Source organism: Pseudomonas sp. RHF3.3-3 (assembly GCF_048069595.1).
Lineage (GTDB): Bacteria > Pseudomonadota > Gammaproteobacteria > Pseudomonadales > Pseudomonadaceae > Aquipseudomonas > Aquipseudomonas fuscovaginae_B.
In genome coordinates this window covers 3034431-3050118 of record NZ_CP182250.1, presented here as the reverse complement: position 1 = coordinate 3050118, position 15688 = coordinate 3034431, and the positions used below count along the sequence as shown (strand labels likewise).

Genomic DNA, 15688 nt, shown 5'->3' with positions numbered 1-15688 from the left:
GCGGTCGACACGGTGGCTCATGCGGAGCAGGAGCAGCTCAAGGCCTCTCGGCACCGGTGCGACAAGGGCACGAATATATACATCCCCTCCCCTTGAAGCAAGTTCACCGGCGCCAATTTCCCGTATTCGACACATTTCGCAAGCTTATGATTTTCAAGGGATTGCGTTCTGGTTCGGATGAAGCGGTGAATCAGGGAAACACTTGCCCGTCATCTTCCCGCTTTTTCATTGCCGGCACTACCCGTTTTCAGGGCGGCAGCATCGGTCCCTGCCGATCCAACTCACGGAATTTTCCCTGGAGAAACTGATACAGGGCCTGCACCGAGGCGGAAATCTGCCGACGATGAGGACACACCAACTGCAGCCGGGTGTTCTCGCCATGATATTCGGGCAGCAACAGTTCCAGGCGCCCGGCCGCGATGTCGGCGCGTACTTCCAGCCAGGCCTTGTAGATGATGCCCTCACCCGCCAGCGCCCAGTGCCGCACCACATCGGCATCGTCACTGAACAGCGTGCCCGTCACCGAGACGTCCCGACGCTGGCCGTCCTTGTAGAACGCCCATTTGTCGTAGTAGCGACCTTGCAGCACGTAGCAGAGGCAATTGTGTCCGGCCAGCTCATCGAGGCTGCGCGGGCGCCCGTGGGCTTTCAGGTAGGACGGGGCCGCCACCAGCACCCGGCGATTTTCCGCCAGGGGCAAGGCGACGAAACTCGCATCCTCGAGTTGACCGTAACGGATCGCGACATCGACGGGATCACGGAAGACGTCGGAAATCTGGTCGGAGACGGACAGGCGCAGAATCAACCGCGGATGCAGGCGGCGAAACTCGATCAGCCAGGGTGACAGCAGGTTGCGCCCGAGGTCGGAGGAAACCGCCATCTGCAGGGTACCCTGCAACTCCAGGCACTCGACATGCAGTTGCTCGCGCCCTTCGCGCAGGGTCTCCAGCACACCGCGCGCATACGGCAGGTAGCGCTCGCCTTCGGCGGTCAGGCGCAGGCTGCGGGTCGAGCGGGCGAACAGGCAGATGTCCAGCTCACGTTCCAGGCGCTGGATCGCCGCGCTGACCTGGCCAGGCAGCAGGTCCACCTCGCGGGCGGCATTGGAGAAGCTGCCCAGGGCGGCGGAGCGAACGAAAAGCGCCAGGTCATCGAATCGGATCATTTTCACACCAGGAGTGAAAGAGCTAACCGATCTTACCCCTTTATCTCTCCGAGCACGAAGATCAGAATCAGCGCCAATCCCTCATCCCGCTTCCATGGAGTTCCTGATGAACCTCGCGCACATCACCGCCCAGCGTTACACCACCAAGGCCTTCGACGCCTCGAAACGCATTCCCCAGGCCGCCATCGACGAACTGCTGCCCCTGCTGCGCAACGCCCCTTCATCGGTCAACTCGCAACCTTCGCACTTCATCGTGGCCTCCACCGCCAAGAGCAAGGCGCGCCTGGCCAAGGGCGCCGAGGGACGCTTCGCCTACAACGAACCGAAGATCCTGAATGCCTCCCACGTGATCGCCCTGTGTACCCGCACCGGCATGAGCGACAGCCACCTGGAGAAGGTGCTGCAGCAGGAACAGGCCGACGGACGCTTCGCCAGCGATACCGCCAAAAGCGGCCAGCAACAGATCCGCTCGGGCTTCGTCGACCTGCACCGCTATGAGCAGAAAGACCTGCAGCACTGGATGGAGAAGCAGACCTACCTGGCCCTTGGCACTCTGCTGCTCGGTGCCGCCGCGCTGGGTATCGATGCCACGCCGATGGAAGGCTTCGATGCCAAGGCGGTGGATGCCGAACTGAACCTGCATGCACAAGGCCTCACCAGCGTGGTACTGGTCTGCCTGGGCTATCGCAGCGACAGCGACTTCAATGCCAGCCTGCCGAAGTCGCGCCTGCCGGAAGACTATCTGTTCACTCACCTCGACTGATCGGGCTCAGCCAAACCGGTTTGCCTCAGCTTGCCAGGCCATGGCCTGGCGAGCCCTTGCGGCCCGCAATCCGCTTGCCCTCCTGCAACCCCACCTCCTGCGCCTGCCCGTCGCGCTGCTTGCCCTGTCGCGCCTGCCCCACCAGCCGGGGAATCAGCGGCCCTTCCGGCAGATGCCGCCAGAAACGCCCCGGCATGTGCTGGCGCATCGCATCGGGATTGACCCGGGCCGGGTTGAAAATGTGCCGGTAGTAGGTCAGCCACAATTCAGCACCGGGATCATCGGCATGCCGGGCCCATTGGCGCCACTGCTCGGGGCAGTGGCGCCGGTAGTCGAGGGTTTCGCCATCGAAACGGATGCCATCACGCGGCGTCGCGATCAGCCAGCGCTGCCGGCCCAGTCGTTCGGCGAAATGCCCGCTGGCACTGGCGAGAATGTCATGGGCCGGCTCATGGAAGGCCACCAGGTCCAGTTGCAGTCGCTCGGCCAGGGCCTCGGGCAGCGGCACGAAGCGCACGAAGGCATGCAGGTGATGGGCCTCGCGACCGACCTGGCGGATCCGTCGTTGCAACTCGCTGCCCAGGCGGTCGCCGGCGAGCATGGCGGTGCGGTCGCCATGGGCGACCCGCCAAAGCACCTCATAGAGCAGATTCCAGCGCTGCTCGCCACGGTAGCGGGCGGCCTGTTCGAGTTGCGCCAGCAAGGCCGCCGGCACCCGCGCACAGAACACCCCCGGGCCCGTGGGCAACGGGGTGGATCCGGCCAGCAGGTCGGCCACCGGCCCCTGGCTCCAGGTCACGTCGACCGGGTCGATACCATGACCGAGCAGCACCCGCGCCTGGTCACGCCAGGTCGCGAAATCATCGTCACAGTCCAGCGCGATCATCCCCACAACCCCATCTGCAGGGGTGCCTGGGGCTCGCGCAAGCGACTGCGCAGCAGGCCGCTGCAGGCTTCCGCCTGGGACGGCCGATAGTCGCTGGTGACGATGAACGGCCGGGCCTTGTCCAGCACGCAACGCAGCTGGATCAGGTCGTCGTAGCGAATGCGCCGCTCCCGCCGCAGCGCGACCATGCGCTGCACGCTGCGCAGGCCGATCCCCGGAATGCGTGCCAGCAACGCCGGTTCGGCACGGTTCACGTCCAGCGGAAAGACCTCGCGGTTGGCCAGCGCCCAGGCGAGCTTGGGGTCGATGTCCAGCGCCAGGTTGCTCGACTGCTCCAGCAGTTCGCCCGCCTTGTAGCCGTAGCCGCGCATCAGGAAGTCGGCCTGGTACAGGCGGTGTTCACGCAGCAAGGGGGGCGCAGCCAGCGGTACGCTGTCGGGGCTGTCGGGGATCGGGCTGAACGCCGAGTAGTAGACGCGCCTGAGGCCATAGCCCTGGTAGAGCGATTCGGCGTTGCGCAGGATGGTGCGGTCGTCCGTGGCATCGGCGCCGACGATCACCTGGGTGCTCTGCCCGGCCGGGGTGAAACGCGGCGCCCTGGCCTCGCCCGCCACCGCCTGCTGGCCGAGGTGGATGGTCCCCATGGCCTGGCGGATGGTGGTCACCCGCTTCTCCGGCGCCAGGCGCTTGAGGCTGGCCTCGGTGGGTAGCTCGATGTTCACGCTCAGACGGTCCGCCAGGCGCCCGGCCTCCTCGATCAGCAGCGGGTCGGCGTCGGGAATGGTCTTGAGGTGGATGTAGCCACGGAACTGGTGCTCCTCGCGCAACAGCCGCGCCACCCGGATCAGTTGCTCCATGGTGTAGTCGGCCGAGCGGATGATGCCGGAGCTGAGGAACAGCCCGCTGATGCAGTTGCGCCGGTAGAAATCGAGGGTCAGGCGCACCACCTCCTCCGGCGTGAACCGTGCCCGCGGCACATTGCTGGAACGGCGGTTGACGCAGTACTGGCAATCGTAGAGGCAGAAGTTGGTCAGCAGCACCTTGAGCAGCGAAACGCAGCGGCCGTCCGGGGTGAAACTATGGCAGATGCCCATGCCGTCGGTGGCACCGAGCCCGTCACGGCCACGGGAACTGCGCTTGGGCGCGCCGCTGCTGGCGCACGAGGCATCGTATTTGGCGGCGTCGGCGAGAATGCCGAGCTTGGCGATGAGTTGCATGGGACATACTCGAACACTGATTATCCATACAGTATTCCGAGATCACGCCACATGCAAGCGCCACCCGGCAAAAGGCCCGTTCAGCACGTCGCAAAAACAGAAAAGCCCGAGGCGATCACTCGCCCCGGGCTTTCAGACAGCCGGGCTCAGTAGTCGATCAGACCTTGACGATCCAACCGGCTGGCGCCTCGATGTCACCGGTCTGCACGCCGGTCAGTTCCTTGTACAGGCGCTGGGTCACCGGGCCGACCTCGGTTTCGCTGTGGAACACGTGCAACTTGCCCTGGTACTCGATGCCGCCGATCGGCGTGATCACCGCGGCGGTACCGCAGGCACCGGCTTCGGTGAAGTCGCCGATCTTGTCGATCAGCACATCACCTTCCACCACTTTCAGGCCCAGGCGCGATTCGGCCAGCTCGATCAGCGACAGACGGGTGATACCCGGCAGTACCGAAGGCGACTTCGGCGTCACGAACTCGTTGTTGGCGGTGATGCCGAAGAAGTTGGCCGAACCCACTTCCTCGATCTTCGAATGGGTCAGCGGATCCAGGTAGATGCTGTCGGCGAAGCCATTTTTCTTGGCTTCGGAGCCCGGCAGCAGGCTGGCCGCGTAGTTGCCGCCGACCTTGGCTGCACCGGTGCCCTGGGGAGCTGCGCGGTCGTAGCTGGAGATCACGAAGTTGTGCGGCTTCATGCCGCCCTTGAAGTACGGGCCGACCGGGATGCAGAAGATCGAGAAGATGAACTCCGGTGCGGTACGCACGCCGATGTTGTCACCCACGCCGATCACGAACGGACGCAGGTACAGCGCACCGCCAGTGCCGTACGGCGGAATGAAACGCTCGTTGGCCTTGACGACCTGGCGGCAGGCCTCGACGAAGGCTTCGGTCGACGGCGCCGGCATCAGCAGGCGGGCACAGCTGCGCTGCATGCGTGCGGCGTTCTGGTCAGGCCGGAACAGGTTGATCGAACCATCCTTGCAACGGTAGGCCTTCAGGCCCTCGAAGCACTGCTGGCCGTAATGCAGCGCGGTCGAGCCTTCGCTGATGTGCAGGACGTTGTCTTCGGTCAACACGCCATTGTCCCACTCCCCCTTGCGGAAGTAAGACAGGTAGCGCTTGTCGGTCTTGATGTAGTCGAAACCCAGCTTGTCCCAGTTGATGCTTTCCTGACCCATGACACCCTCAATCTGATAACTGCCCGGATACCCCGGGTTTATGACTTTTTTGCGCAGACCACCACAATACTCTATTCGGACAGGAAATCGCAGCCTGGACGATGTGCATGTCCTACATGCGTTTATGCGTGGTTCCCACGACGTGCGGATATTCAGTCGATACCGGCCGCCAGCACGGCCGATCGGCCCAGGCGATACTGGTTGTTGCCACTGCGCTTGGCGTCGTACATCGCCAGGTCGGCGATGTGGATCAAGGTGTCCATGCTCACGGCATGATCGGGGAAAACCGCCACGCCCAGGCTGGAACCGATACGAATCGGCTGTTCGTCGAGGCTGATCGGTACCGACAGCTCGATCAGCACCTTCCCACACAGGCGATGAATCTCTTCCGACAGGCCAATCCCCTGTTGCGCCAACCCCTCGAAAATCAGCACGAACTCGTCGCCGCCGATGCGCGCCACGGTATCGGAGACCCGCATCAGGTTCTTCAGGCGGTTCGCGGTGGCGATCAGGATCTGGTCGCCGGCGGCGTGACCATGGGCATCGTTGATTTCCTTGAAGCCGTTCAGGTCGAGAAACACCAGGATCACCCGCGTTCCGCCATCACGGGCACGCTCCAGGGCCCGGCACAGCCGTTCCTCCAGTACCAGGCGATTGGGCAGCCCGGTCAGGGCATCGTTGTGGGCCAGGGTATGCAATTGGCTGGCCCAGGCCTTTTCCTCGGTGATGTCGCGGACCACACCCATCATCTTGACCACCGAATCGTGGACGTTCTTCACCACGTTACCGGTCTCGCGCAGCCAGTGGATACTGCCATCCGGCCAGATCACCCGGTATTCCTCATCGTGGTTCTCACCGGTCTCGATGCAGCGCAACTCGCCGGCACGTACCCTGTCCCGGTCATCGGGGTGCACGCTGGCGCAAAACAGTTCGTAGGACGGGACCACTTCGTCGACCTTGTAGCCGAACATGCCGTAGATGGCTTCCGACCAGTAGAGCTTCTCGGTATCGACATCCCAGTCCCAGGTGCCGATCCGGGCGAAATACTGGCTGCGCCGGAAACGCTCGGCATCGTCACCGGTCTCGCCGCGCCGGTTGCACTCGCTCAACCGGTGCAAGAGCGTCCGGCACTCAGCCAGCTCCCGACGAGCCTGGCGCCCGCGCCACCAGAACACGACGATCAGGGCAACCATCGACACCGCGACAAACGCCTCGATCCACTCGCTCATCCGTGAAAACCAGTCAACTTGAACATGGGCACGCAAAAGGTTAATAGCAAGTGGCTATCTTAATCCATGCTCAAGGTGCGCCATAGCGGTTTAGTGGCAATGTGCCTCGATCCTCGACCGAGGTCACGCCGGCCGCCGGCAAGCGCCGCGTAAAGACAGCCCGTCGACGCCCGTCACTCTTCTTGTTCGAGAGAGTCGATTTTGCTATACCTGCACGCTGTTTTTCACCCGCAATAACAGGCGCCTCTCCCGCATGTTGCTTGTGTTGATCCGAACGGACCGCCACGCCCCGCCTGCTCGGCGAAATCACCCTGCTCGACATCCACCACGCCCTCGGCGCGCCGAGCTGGAAATCATTCATGGGGTAGCCCCCCTGGAGACGTCATGACACAGACAGAACTGCAGGTCACCGACCTGCTCGAAGGCGACGGCAAGGCTGTGGTCAAGGGCGCGCTGATCACTACCCAGTACCGCGGCACGCTCGCCGATGGCAGCGAATTCGATTCTTCCTACAGCCGCGGCAAGCCGTTCCAGTGCGTGATCGGCACCGGCCGGGTGATCAAGGGCTGGGATATCGGCCTGATGGGCATGAAGGTCGGCGGCAAGCGCCGGCTGTTCGTGCCGGCGCACCTGGCCTATGGCGAGCGCGGCATGGGCTCGCGGGTGGCGCCCGGTGCCGACCTGACGTTCGAGATCGAACTGCTGGAAGTACTGACCCGCGACGATTGAGGCGCTCAGGCGACCAGCCGCAGTTGCATGACGATGGTGCGTTCCTCGCCGTGCCAGACATCACGCACAGCCTCGAACCCCAGCCGTGCGTAAAAGCCTTCGGCGGTCACCGTCGAGGGCACCTTCAACCACCCGACACCCGCCTCCCGGGCCAGCCGGACCACCTCGGCCAACAGGGCCCGGCCGACGCCAGAGCCCTGGGCCCGCGGCGCCACGAACACGCTGCGCACCACCTCGCCATCGAGGCTGGCGGTGCCGATGATCCGCTCTCCCTGCTGGGCCACCAGCATGCTCCGAATGCCCAGCAGGCTGCGCACATCCTGCGGGCCGAAGCGCTGTTCGACGCGGTCGATCACCGCTGCCGGATAATCCGCGGCATTGCTCTCACGCAGAGCCTGGATGATCACCTGGCTGATGGCTTCGGCATCCTCGTCACGGGCCAGGCGAATGCTGTACACCATGGGGCTGAACCTCAAGCATCCGTTCACTGAAGGCACTATCCTACGCGCCGCGACCAGTGCGCAAGGGCAAGCTTGTTCCCCGGGAAACCCTGCGACTATGCTTGGTTTGCCGCCCGCCTTTCGCCCACCGGAGATGACCTCATGCCCGACCCGCAAGTCGACAGCGCCCTGGAAACCCTGCTGCCCCTGATGGCCGGGCAACCCTTTCTGGTGCTGACCGGTGCCGGCATCAGCACCTCCTCCGGCATCCCCGACTACCGCGACAGCGCCGGCGTACGCCGGGGCAAGGCGCCGATGATGATCCAGGAGTTTCTCGGTTCGCCCCAGGCCCGCCGTCGCTACTGGGCCCGGGCCATGCTCGGCTGGCCACGGGTGCGCCAGGCACGGCCGAATGCCGCCCACCGGGCGCTGGCCAGCCTGCAGGCAGGCCAGCACCTGAGCGGCCTGATCACGCAGAATGTCGATACCCTGCACGACCAGGCCGGCAGCCATGACGTGATCGAGCTGCATGGCAGCCTGCACAAGGTGTTGTGCCTGGATTGCGGCATCCGCCTGGAGCGCGATGCCGTGCAGCACGCGCTGGAAACACAGAACGCCTATCTGCTGGAGATCGAGGCGGACCAGGCGCCCGATGGCGACACCCTGCTCGATGCCCATTTCGAGTCGGACTTCCAGGTCCCCCGCTGCCCCCACTGCCAGGGCGAGCGGCTGAAACCGGATGTGGTGTTCTTCGGCGAAAACGTCGCCCCGGCGACCGCCAGCCGCGCCTTGGCCTGCGCCGAGCAGGCGGCGGGGCTGCTGGTGGTCGGCTCGTCGCTGATGGCCTATTCGGCCTTTCGCCTGTGCAAGCGCGTGGCCGAACGCGGCAAGCCGCTGATTGCCATCAACCTGGGCAAGACCCGCGCCGATGAACTGCTGGACTACAAATTCGCAGCCTCCTGCGAGCAATTGCTGCCCTTGCTTGCCGAACGCCTGGGCTGACCGGCCAGGCTTCGCACAGTCGACTCAACCCGGAATGGTCAGCCCCTTGATCACCGCCGGCCGGGCGAGGAACGCCTCCAGCGCGCGGGTGACGTGGGGGAAGTCCTGGATGCCCACCAGCTCGCCGGCCTCGTAGAAGCCGATCAGGTTGCGAATCCATGGGAAGGTGGCGATATCGGCGATGCTGTAGTCGTCGCCCATGATCCAGCGGCGGTTCTCCAGGCGCTGGTTGAGCACCCCCAGCAGGCGCCTGCTTTCGGCGACATAACGGTCGCGTGGCCGCTTGTCCTCGTAGTCCTTGCCGGCGAATTTGTTGAAGAAGCCGAGCTGGCCGAACATCGGGCCGATTCCGCCCATCTGGAACATCAGCCACTGGAGGGTTTCATAGCGGGTGGCCGGGTCCACGGAGAGGAAACGACCGGTCTTCTCGGCGAGATAGACCAGGATCGCCCCGGACTCGAACAGCGGCAGCGGCTGGCCGCCCGGGCCATCCGGGTCGATAATGGCAGGGATCTTGTTGTTGGGGTTCAACGACATGAACTGCGGGGTCAACTGGTCGTTGGTGGCGAAGCTGACCAGGTGCGGCTCGTAGGGCAGGCCCAGCTCTTCGAGCAGGATCGACACCTTGACGCCGTTGGGGGTCGGCAACGAATACAGCTGGAGGCGGTCTGGATGTTGAGCGGGCCATTTTTGCGTGATGGCGAACGACGAAAGATCGGTCATGAAAGGCTTCCGGCTGGCGACTGGGAACAACGTTCGAGCCGATTATAGGCACAGCCTGCGGGTCCGCTCACCCTGTCTGAGCCGGCAATTTGCGATACGGATGATCATCAACCCGTGAGTCTGGAGATACCCATGAAAGCGAGAACCCTGAGCCTGTCACTGTTGACGGCAGCCCTGCTGGCCCTGGGCGGCTGCTCGACGCCCACGGTCGTGACCTTGCAGAACGGCACCCAGTACCTGACCAGGGACATGCCGAAGACCCACGGTGCCGATGGGTTCTATGAGTTCCGGGACATCTCCGGAAAGAAGGTGCGGGTCAAGGCCGACGATGTGGCGACGGTCAAGGCGGAGGATTGAGGCGTCGACTCCGGGGGGCTGTCCGCGGGCAAGCCCTGCCCGCAGAGAGGGTCGCACAAGGCCAGAAAGATCAGCGGAAATCCCGGCTGCGCACGGTGATGTCCGCCAGCATCGGACTCAGGTCGCTCAGGCGCCCGGCAATCACATTGCGCACCTCGCCCTCGGTTTCCAGGCGCCCATCCACCCTCAGCAATTGCGAACCCACCAGCACCTGTCGCTGGCGTTCGGCCAGGTCGCGCCAGACCACCACGTTGGTGTTGCCGAACTCGTCTTCCAGGGTGACGAAAGTCACGCCGCTGGCCGTACCCGGACGCTGGCGGCCGGTCACCAGGCCAACGATGCTCACCGGCCGCCCATGTTCGAGCGCCAGCAGTTCCCGCGAACTGCGGCAGCGCAAGGCACGCAGTTGCCCACGCAGCAAGGCCAGCGGATGCGGTCCGAGGGTCGTGCCCAGGCTGGCATAGTCGGCCTGCAGGTCCTCGCCGACACTTGGCCGCGGCAGGGCCACGGCGGTCTCGGCCTCCCGTGACAAGCCGGCGAACAGGCCCAGTTGCGGGTCGACCCCGGCTACCTCCCAGCGGGCCCGGTAACGATTGCCCGCCAGGCCACGCAGGGCGCCGGCATCCGCCAGCAGCTCGCGGGTCCGGCCATCGAGCCGCGCCCGCTCGATCAGGTCGGCAATATCCGCAAAGCCCCTGCCCTGCCTGGCCGCCTCGATCTGCCGCGCATCCTCCTCGCGAAAGCCGCGGATCATCCGCAGCCCCAGGCGCAGCGCCGGCTGCGGCCCCTCGTCCGGCTCCAGGCTGCAATCCCAGGTACTGGCGCGGACATCCACCGGACGAATCCGCAAGCGGTGACGCCGGGCATCCTGGAGGATCTGGTCCGGACTGTAGAAGCCCATCGGCCAACTGTTGATCAGCGCACAGGCGAACGCCGCCGGCTCATGGCACTTGAGCCAGCAACTGGCATAGGTCAGCAGGGCAAAACTGGCGGCATGGGACTCGGGAAAACCGTAGCTGCCAAAGCCCTTGATCTGCTCGAAGATCTGCGCGGCGAACTCCGGCTTGTAGCCACGCGCCGCCATACCATCGGCCAGTCGCTGACGATGGGGTTCAAGCCCACCGTGGCGTTTCCAGGCCGCCATGGAGCGGCGCAACTGGTCGGCCTCGCCGGGCGTATAGCCTGCCGCGACCACCGCGATCTGCATCACCTGCTCCTGGAACAGCGGCACGCCCCGGGTCCGCTTCAGGACTTCCTTGAGATCGTCTGACGGATAGGTCTCGGGCTCATGGCCGTGTCGCCGACGCAGGTACGGATGCACCATGCCACCCTGGATCGGCCCCGGACGGACAATCGCCACCTCGATCACCAGATCATAGAAGTTCTTCGGCCTGAGCCGCGGCAGCATCGACATCTGCGCCCGCGACTCGATCTGGAACACACCGATGGTGTCGGCCCGGCCGATCATTTCGTAGGTCGCCGCATCGTCCGCCGGAATGCTCGCCAGGGTCCAGCGCGGCCCGCCGCGATACTGCTGCACCAGGTCGAAACAGCGGCGCAGGGCGCTGAGCATGCCCAGGGCCAGTACATCGACCTTGAGCAGCCCGACCTTGTCCAGGTCGTCCTTGTCCCACTGGATGATCGTCCGCTCGGCCATGCTGGCGTTTTCCACCGGCACCAGGGTGTCCAGCGGCTGCTCGGAAATCACGAAGCCGCCCGGGTGCTGGGACAGGTGCCGGGGAAAACCGATCAGTTGCCGGGTCAACCCCAGCACCCGGCGCAACACCGGGCTGTCGGGGTCGAAGCCGTTTTCCCGCAGCCGCTCGGCCGACGGCGGCTCGTCGCTCCAGCGGCCGCAGGCATCGGCCAGGGCATTGACCTGGTCCGGGGGCAGGCCCAGCGCCTTGGCCACATCGCGCACCGCCCCCGCGCCGTGATAGGTGCTGACCACCGCGGTCAATGCCGCCCGCCCGCGGCCGTAACGACGGAAGACGTACTGCAGCACCTCTTCGCGGCGTTCGTGCTCGAAGTCGACGTCGATATCCGGCGGCTCGTTGCGCTCGCGGGACAGGAAGCGCTCGAACAGCATGTTGGTGCGATCCGGGTTCAGTTCGGTGACCCCCAGGGCATAACAGACCACCGAGTTCGCCGCCGAGCCACGACCCTGGCAGAGGATGCCCTGGCTACGGGCAAACTGGACGATGTCCTGCACTGTCAGGAAATAGCTGTCGTAGTCCAGTTCGGCGATCAGCTTCAGTTCCTTTTCAATCAGATCCCGGACCCGCTGGCTGATCCCCTCGGGCCAGCGTCGGCGAAGCCCCTGCTCCGTCAGGTGGCGCAACCAGGAAGCCGGAGTCTGCCCCTCGGGTACCAGCTCGCGGGGATACTGGTAATTCAGCTGGTCGAGGGTAAAGCGGCAACGCCGGGCAATCACCAGGCTCTCGGCCAGCAAGGCTGGCGGATAGAGACCGCGCAGGACATCGAGGCTGCGCAAATGCCGTTCGCCATTGGGATACAACTGCTGCCCGGCATCGGCCACGCGCACGTGCAGGCGGATGGCGGTCATGGTGTCCTGCAAGGCACGGCGGCTACGCACATGCATATGCACGTCGCCGCTGGCCACGGCAGGGATCGCCAGTGTCGCGGCCAGGGCCTGCAGGCGGGTCAGGCGCCCTTCATCGTCTTCGCCGCAATGCAGCTCCACCGCCAGCCACAGCCGTTCGGGAAAACGCTCGCGCAACCAGCGCCCATCGGCCTCGGCCAGGTCCGGGCCCGGTAGCCACAGGGCCAATAGCCCCGGCAGCGCCTGTTCGAAATCCTCGCGCAGCACCTGGTATCGGCCCTTCTCCACCCGCCGCCGGGCCTGGGTGATCAACCGGCAGAGCACCTGGTATCCCGCCAGGTCCTCCACCAGCAGGACGACACGGGGGCCGTTCGCGATCCGCATCTCGCTGCCGATGATCAGCGGCAAGCCGGTGTCCTGCGCTGCCTGCCAGGCACGCACGATACCGGCCAGGGTGCACTCGTCGGTAATCGCCAGGGCTTGATAACCCTGCTCACGAGCCCGCTCGAACAGTTCCCGGGCACTGGAAGCACCGCGCTGGAAGCTGAAGTTCGACAGGCAATGCAATTCGGCGTATTCGCCACTCATGCGAACCAGCCCTGCAGCAGCAGCGGGCCGCCCTCACCTGCCGGACGATAGGCCCAGCCCTGCCGGCCGCCACGGATCTCGACCCGATAGTAGTCGCGGCGCACATCCGCGCCGTCCCACCAGCCCGACTCGATGCGTTCCGGCCCGAGCAACACCCGCGCCGCCTGCTCGGGCAGCGGCAGCGGTTCCCTGAGCAACCAGCCCGGACGCAGCGGCCCGGCCTGGGACAGTGGGCCCGGCGTACTGGCGGCCAGCGGCTGCCAGGCGCATTCGGGACGGTGGTCGGCCTGGAAGCACAGGCCCTGCACGGCCTCGTCGCCCAGCCGGGCGCGCAGGCGTTCGCGCAGTTGCTCCCAGGGCAAGGACTGTTGCGGGCGTTCGTCGAACAGCTCGCGGTGTTGGGGGACGAACGCCGGCAGGTCCTCGGCCTCCAGACGAAAACCGCGCACCGCCGACTCGACCTGGATCTGCTCCAGGCGCCCACGGGCCAGTTCGAACAGCATCGCCGGGTCACGCTCGGCACTGAGCAGACCGACCTTGATCCGCGTGTCGACGCCTTCGGCATGTTCCAGCAGCAGGTCGAAGCGCTGCACACCGCTGTCGCGGCCACAGAGAAACGCCGCCAGGTCGCCGGTCAACCGCCGCAGGGGAAACAGCAAGGCCTGGTGGGACGTCACGTCGAAGTTCAGTTCGATCCGCGCGGCGAAACGATCCGGCGGCTGGTAGAACGCCAGGGCCAGCGGCCGCTCGCCCAGCAGGGTGTCGATATGCTTGAGCAACGACGCCTCGAAGCGCCGGGCCAGGCTGTGCCGGGGCAACGCCAGCACCTGCTGCAGGGTGCGCAGGCCCATGCGTGACAAGGCCGTGGCCGCGCCCTGCTCCAGCCCGACCCGGTCGATGGACATCTGCCCCAGGGCCTGTCGCAGGGCGGCCTCGTCGGCCAGGGCCAGGCCATCGTAGGCATTGGCCAACACCCTGGCCGCCGCCGGATGGGGCGCAACCACGATCCGGTGACGAAAACCCAGTTCGGTCAACTCCCTGCGCAGGCGCGCCTCCAACTGCGGCCAGGGGCCGAACAGGCCCAGGCTGGACTCGATCTCGAACAGCAGGGCCCGGGGATAACGCAGGCTGACCTGGGAACTGAAGCCGTAGGCCCAGGCGGCGAGCAACTGCTGCCACTGCTCGATCTCGGCAGGGTCGTATTCGGCCGTGGCGAACGCCTTGGTCAGCGCATGGGCGGCCGTCAGCGATTGTCCGGGGCGCAGGCCCAGGGCCCGGGCCGAGGCGTTCACCGCCTGCAGCACCCGCCGTTGCGGCGAACCGCTCAGCAGCGCCAGTGGCGCATCGGGCTCGGGGATTCGCCGCAGCACGCCGTCCAGCGCCAATTGCGGGAACACGATGCAGACCCAGCGCATGCCAACCTCAATGCCCCGCGCCGAAGGCGATCGGTGCCGGATAGGCCAACCCACCCCGGCACTTGAGCACGCGCAACTGCGCGGGCCTGCCATCGATGGCGAGCCGCAGGGAAGCGGGCGACGGGTTGATCGCCTCCTCCAGCGAGCGATAGGCGAATGCCAGGGTCTGGCCACTTTCCGCCGCCACCTGCAAGCGCCGCAGCGCCCGGTCATCGGCCTGTTGCGGCCAGCACAGCACGGCACCGCAACTGCCGGAGCGAAGGCACTGCTCGGCGGCCCACAGGGCATCACGGGGAGCGGCCTGGATCACCGACAACTGCCGCAGGTCCACGCCAGCGCCGAGCCAGGCCTGGGGGTAAGGCACATGAGGCGGCGCCACCAGCACGACTCGCTCACCGCTGGCCGACAGGCGCGCCAGGGTCGGCCAGAGCAGTTGCAACTCGCCCACGCCCTCGCCGGCGATGAGGATCTCCGTCAACGCCGACTCCGGCCAGCCACCGCCGGGCAGCACCGCATCCAACCGGGCATGCCCGGTCGAGGGCAGGCGGGCGGCCTGTACCGCCGGCCGGCCCTTCCAGACCCGCCGCTCATCGAGCAGCGAATCGAGCGCGACCACGGCCCCCATCAGCCTTGCCTCACCAGGCCGCAGAACACCCCTTCGATGGCCAGTTCCTGGTGTTCAGGGTCGACGACGATCGGGGCATAGGCCGGGTTGCGGGCCAGCAGGCGGATACCGGTCGCACTGCGTTCGAAACGCTTGATGGTGACTTCGCCATCGAGTCGGGCGACGACGATCTGGCCGTTGCGCACCTCGACATTGCGCCGCACCGCCACCAGGTCGCCATCGAGGATGCCGTCGCCAATCATCGAATCACCCTGGACCCGCAACAGGAAGTCCGGCGTGCGGGAAAACAGCGCCGGGTCGAGCCACAGGCGCTCGTGAACCTGCGCATCGACATCGATCGGCCGCCCCGCCGCCACCCGCCCCAGCAGCGGGATTTCCAGCAGGGCCGGACGTGCGGACTGGTTGAGCAGGCGGATGCCCCGCGCCTGATGGGCATTGACCTCGATGAAGCCGGCCTCGGCCAGGGCCACCACGTGCTTGCGCGCCACGCTGCGCGAGGCGAAACCAAAGGCCTCGGCGATCTCGGCGAGGCTCGGGGGCTGGCCGTGGTCCGCGATGCGTTCGCGGATGAAGGTCAGGATGGCGGAACGGCGGGGAGTCAGATTCGTCATGGAGTACATTTGTACTCCTATGGGATTTTCCTGACAAGAGCCGCCAGTCGCTCGCCGGCCATGGATCGCTCCCAGGCCGTCACCCAGGCTGCGGAACCCGCTCCAGCGAATCACTGAAAACGCCATGAACCGAACCGACCTACAGACTTATCTCACCAGCCAACTACATGTAAGAAAACACCTGAATAACCAGAATAA

15 protein-coding genes are annotated in these 15688 nt (G+C 65.7%); 4 read left to right on the top strand and 11 right to left on the bottom strand.

What is annotated here, in order from left to right; genetic code table 11:
• Positions 1-247 precede the first annotated feature (247 nt).
• Positions 248-1165: a LysR family transcriptional regulator gene (locus ACMGT0_RS14015; protein ID WP_054057951.1), complete on the bottom strand. Its 918-nt coding sequence runs from the start codon at positions 1163-1165 to the stop codon at positions 248-250.
• 106 nt (positions 1166-1271) lie between these two features.
• Between ACMGT0_RS14015 and nfsB the strand changes: the two genes are divergently transcribed.
• Positions 1272-1928, top strand: coding sequence for an oxygen-insensitive NAD(P)H nitroreductase (gene nfsB, locus ACMGT0_RS14010; protein ID WP_416773085.1), 657 nt, complete (start codon positions 1272-1274; stop codon positions 1926-1928).
• Between the two features lie 25 nt (positions 1929-1953).
• On the opposite strand, the gene ACMGT0_RS14005 is transcribed toward nfsB, so the two are convergent.
• The 4 genes from ACMGT0_RS14005 to ACMGT0_RS13990 form a co-directional block, all read right to left on the bottom strand.
• Positions 1954-2814, bottom strand: coding sequence for a TIGR03915 family putative DNA repair protein (locus tag ACMGT0_RS14005; protein ID WP_054057949.1), 861 nt, complete (start codon positions 2812-2814; stop codon positions 1954-1956).
• Complete coding sequence (locus ACMGT0_RS14000) at positions 2811-4031, bottom strand: putative DNA modification/repair radical SAM protein (protein ID WP_416773083.1); 1221 nt, start codon at positions 4029-4031, stop codon at positions 2811-2813. Before ACMGT0_RS14000 ends, ACMGT0_RS14005 begins: the two co-directional genes overlap by 4 nt.
• A gap of 157 nt (positions 4032-4188) precedes the next feature.
• Complete coding sequence (locus ACMGT0_RS13995; RefSeq protein ID WP_054057947.1) at positions 4189-5208, bottom strand: branched-chain amino acid aminotransferase; 1020 nt, start codon at positions 5206-5208, stop codon at positions 4189-4191.
• A gap of 152 nt (positions 5209-5360) precedes the next feature.
• Positions 5361-6437: a sensor domain-containing diguanylate cyclase gene (locus tag ACMGT0_RS13990; RefSeq protein ID WP_273825664.1), complete on the bottom strand. Its 1077-nt coding sequence runs from the start codon at positions 6435-6437 to the stop codon at positions 5361-5363.
• Between the two features lie 384 nt (positions 6438-6821).
• Here ACMGT0_RS13990 and ACMGT0_RS13985 point away from each other — a divergent pair, with 384 nt between their 5' ends.
• Complete coding sequence (locus tag ACMGT0_RS13985; protein ID WP_416773080.1) at positions 6822-7166, top strand: FKBP-type peptidyl-prolyl cis-trans isomerase; 345 nt, start codon at positions 6822-6824, stop codon at positions 7164-7166.
• Between the two features lie 5 nt (positions 7167-7171).
• Here ACMGT0_RS13985 and ACMGT0_RS13980 read toward each other — a convergent pair whose 3' ends face one another.
• Positions 7172-7627, bottom strand: a complete 456-nt coding sequence (locus ACMGT0_RS13980; protein WP_054057944.1) for a GNAT family N-acetyltransferase — start codon at positions 7625-7627, stop codon at positions 7172-7174.
• 141 nt (positions 7628-7768) lie between these two features.
• Between ACMGT0_RS13980 and ACMGT0_RS13975 the strand changes: the two genes are divergently transcribed.
• Entirely contained in the window at positions 7769-8608 is an 840-nt protein-coding gene (locus ACMGT0_RS13975) for an NAD-dependent protein deacetylase (RefSeq protein WP_054062557.1), read from the top strand.
• A gap of 24 nt (positions 8609-8632) precedes the next feature.
• Here ACMGT0_RS13975 and ACMGT0_RS13970 read toward each other — a convergent pair whose 3' ends face one another.
• Complete coding sequence (locus ACMGT0_RS13970; RefSeq protein WP_054061541.1) at positions 8633-9331, bottom strand: glutathione S-transferase N-terminal domain-containing protein; 699 nt, start codon at positions 9329-9331, stop codon at positions 8633-8635.
• 132 nt (positions 9332-9463) lie between these two features.
• Between ACMGT0_RS13970 and ACMGT0_RS13965 the strand changes: the two genes are divergently transcribed.
• Positions 9464-9688, top strand: coding sequence for a YgdI/YgdR family lipoprotein (locus tag ACMGT0_RS13965; protein ID WP_054061542.1), 225 nt, complete (start codon positions 9464-9466; stop codon positions 9686-9688).
• 70 nt (positions 9689-9758) lie between these two features.
• On the opposite strand, the gene ACMGT0_RS13960 is transcribed toward ACMGT0_RS13965, so the two are convergent.
• The 4 genes from ACMGT0_RS13960 to lexA are packed head-to-tail and all read right to left on the bottom strand — an operon-like array spanning position 9759 to position 15499.
• The gene (locus ACMGT0_RS13960; protein ID WP_416773077.1) at positions 9759-12839 is read right to left on the bottom strand and encodes an error-prone DNA polymerase; all 3081 of its coding nucleotides are present in this window, start codon (positions 12837-12839) and stop codon (positions 9759-9761) included.
• Positions 12836-14254: a Y-family DNA polymerase gene (locus ACMGT0_RS13955; protein ID WP_054062559.1), complete on the bottom strand. Its 1419-nt coding sequence runs from the start codon at positions 14252-14254 to the stop codon at positions 12836-12838. Before ACMGT0_RS13955 ends, ACMGT0_RS13960 begins: the two co-directional genes overlap by 4 nt.
• 7 nt (positions 14255-14261) lie before the next feature.
• Positions 14262-14879, bottom strand: a complete 618-nt coding sequence (gene imuA / locus ACMGT0_RS13950) for a translesion DNA synthesis-associated protein ImuA (RefSeq protein ID WP_054062560.1) — start codon at positions 14877-14879, stop codon at positions 14262-14264.
• The gene (lexA, locus tag ACMGT0_RS13945) at positions 14879-15499 is read right to left on the bottom strand and encodes a transcriptional repressor LexA (protein WP_416773074.1); all 621 of its coding nucleotides are present in this window, start codon (positions 15497-15499) and stop codon (positions 14879-14881) included. Before lexA ends, imuA begins: the two co-directional genes overlap by 1 nt.
• Between the last annotated feature and the right edge of the window lie 189 nt (positions 15500-15688).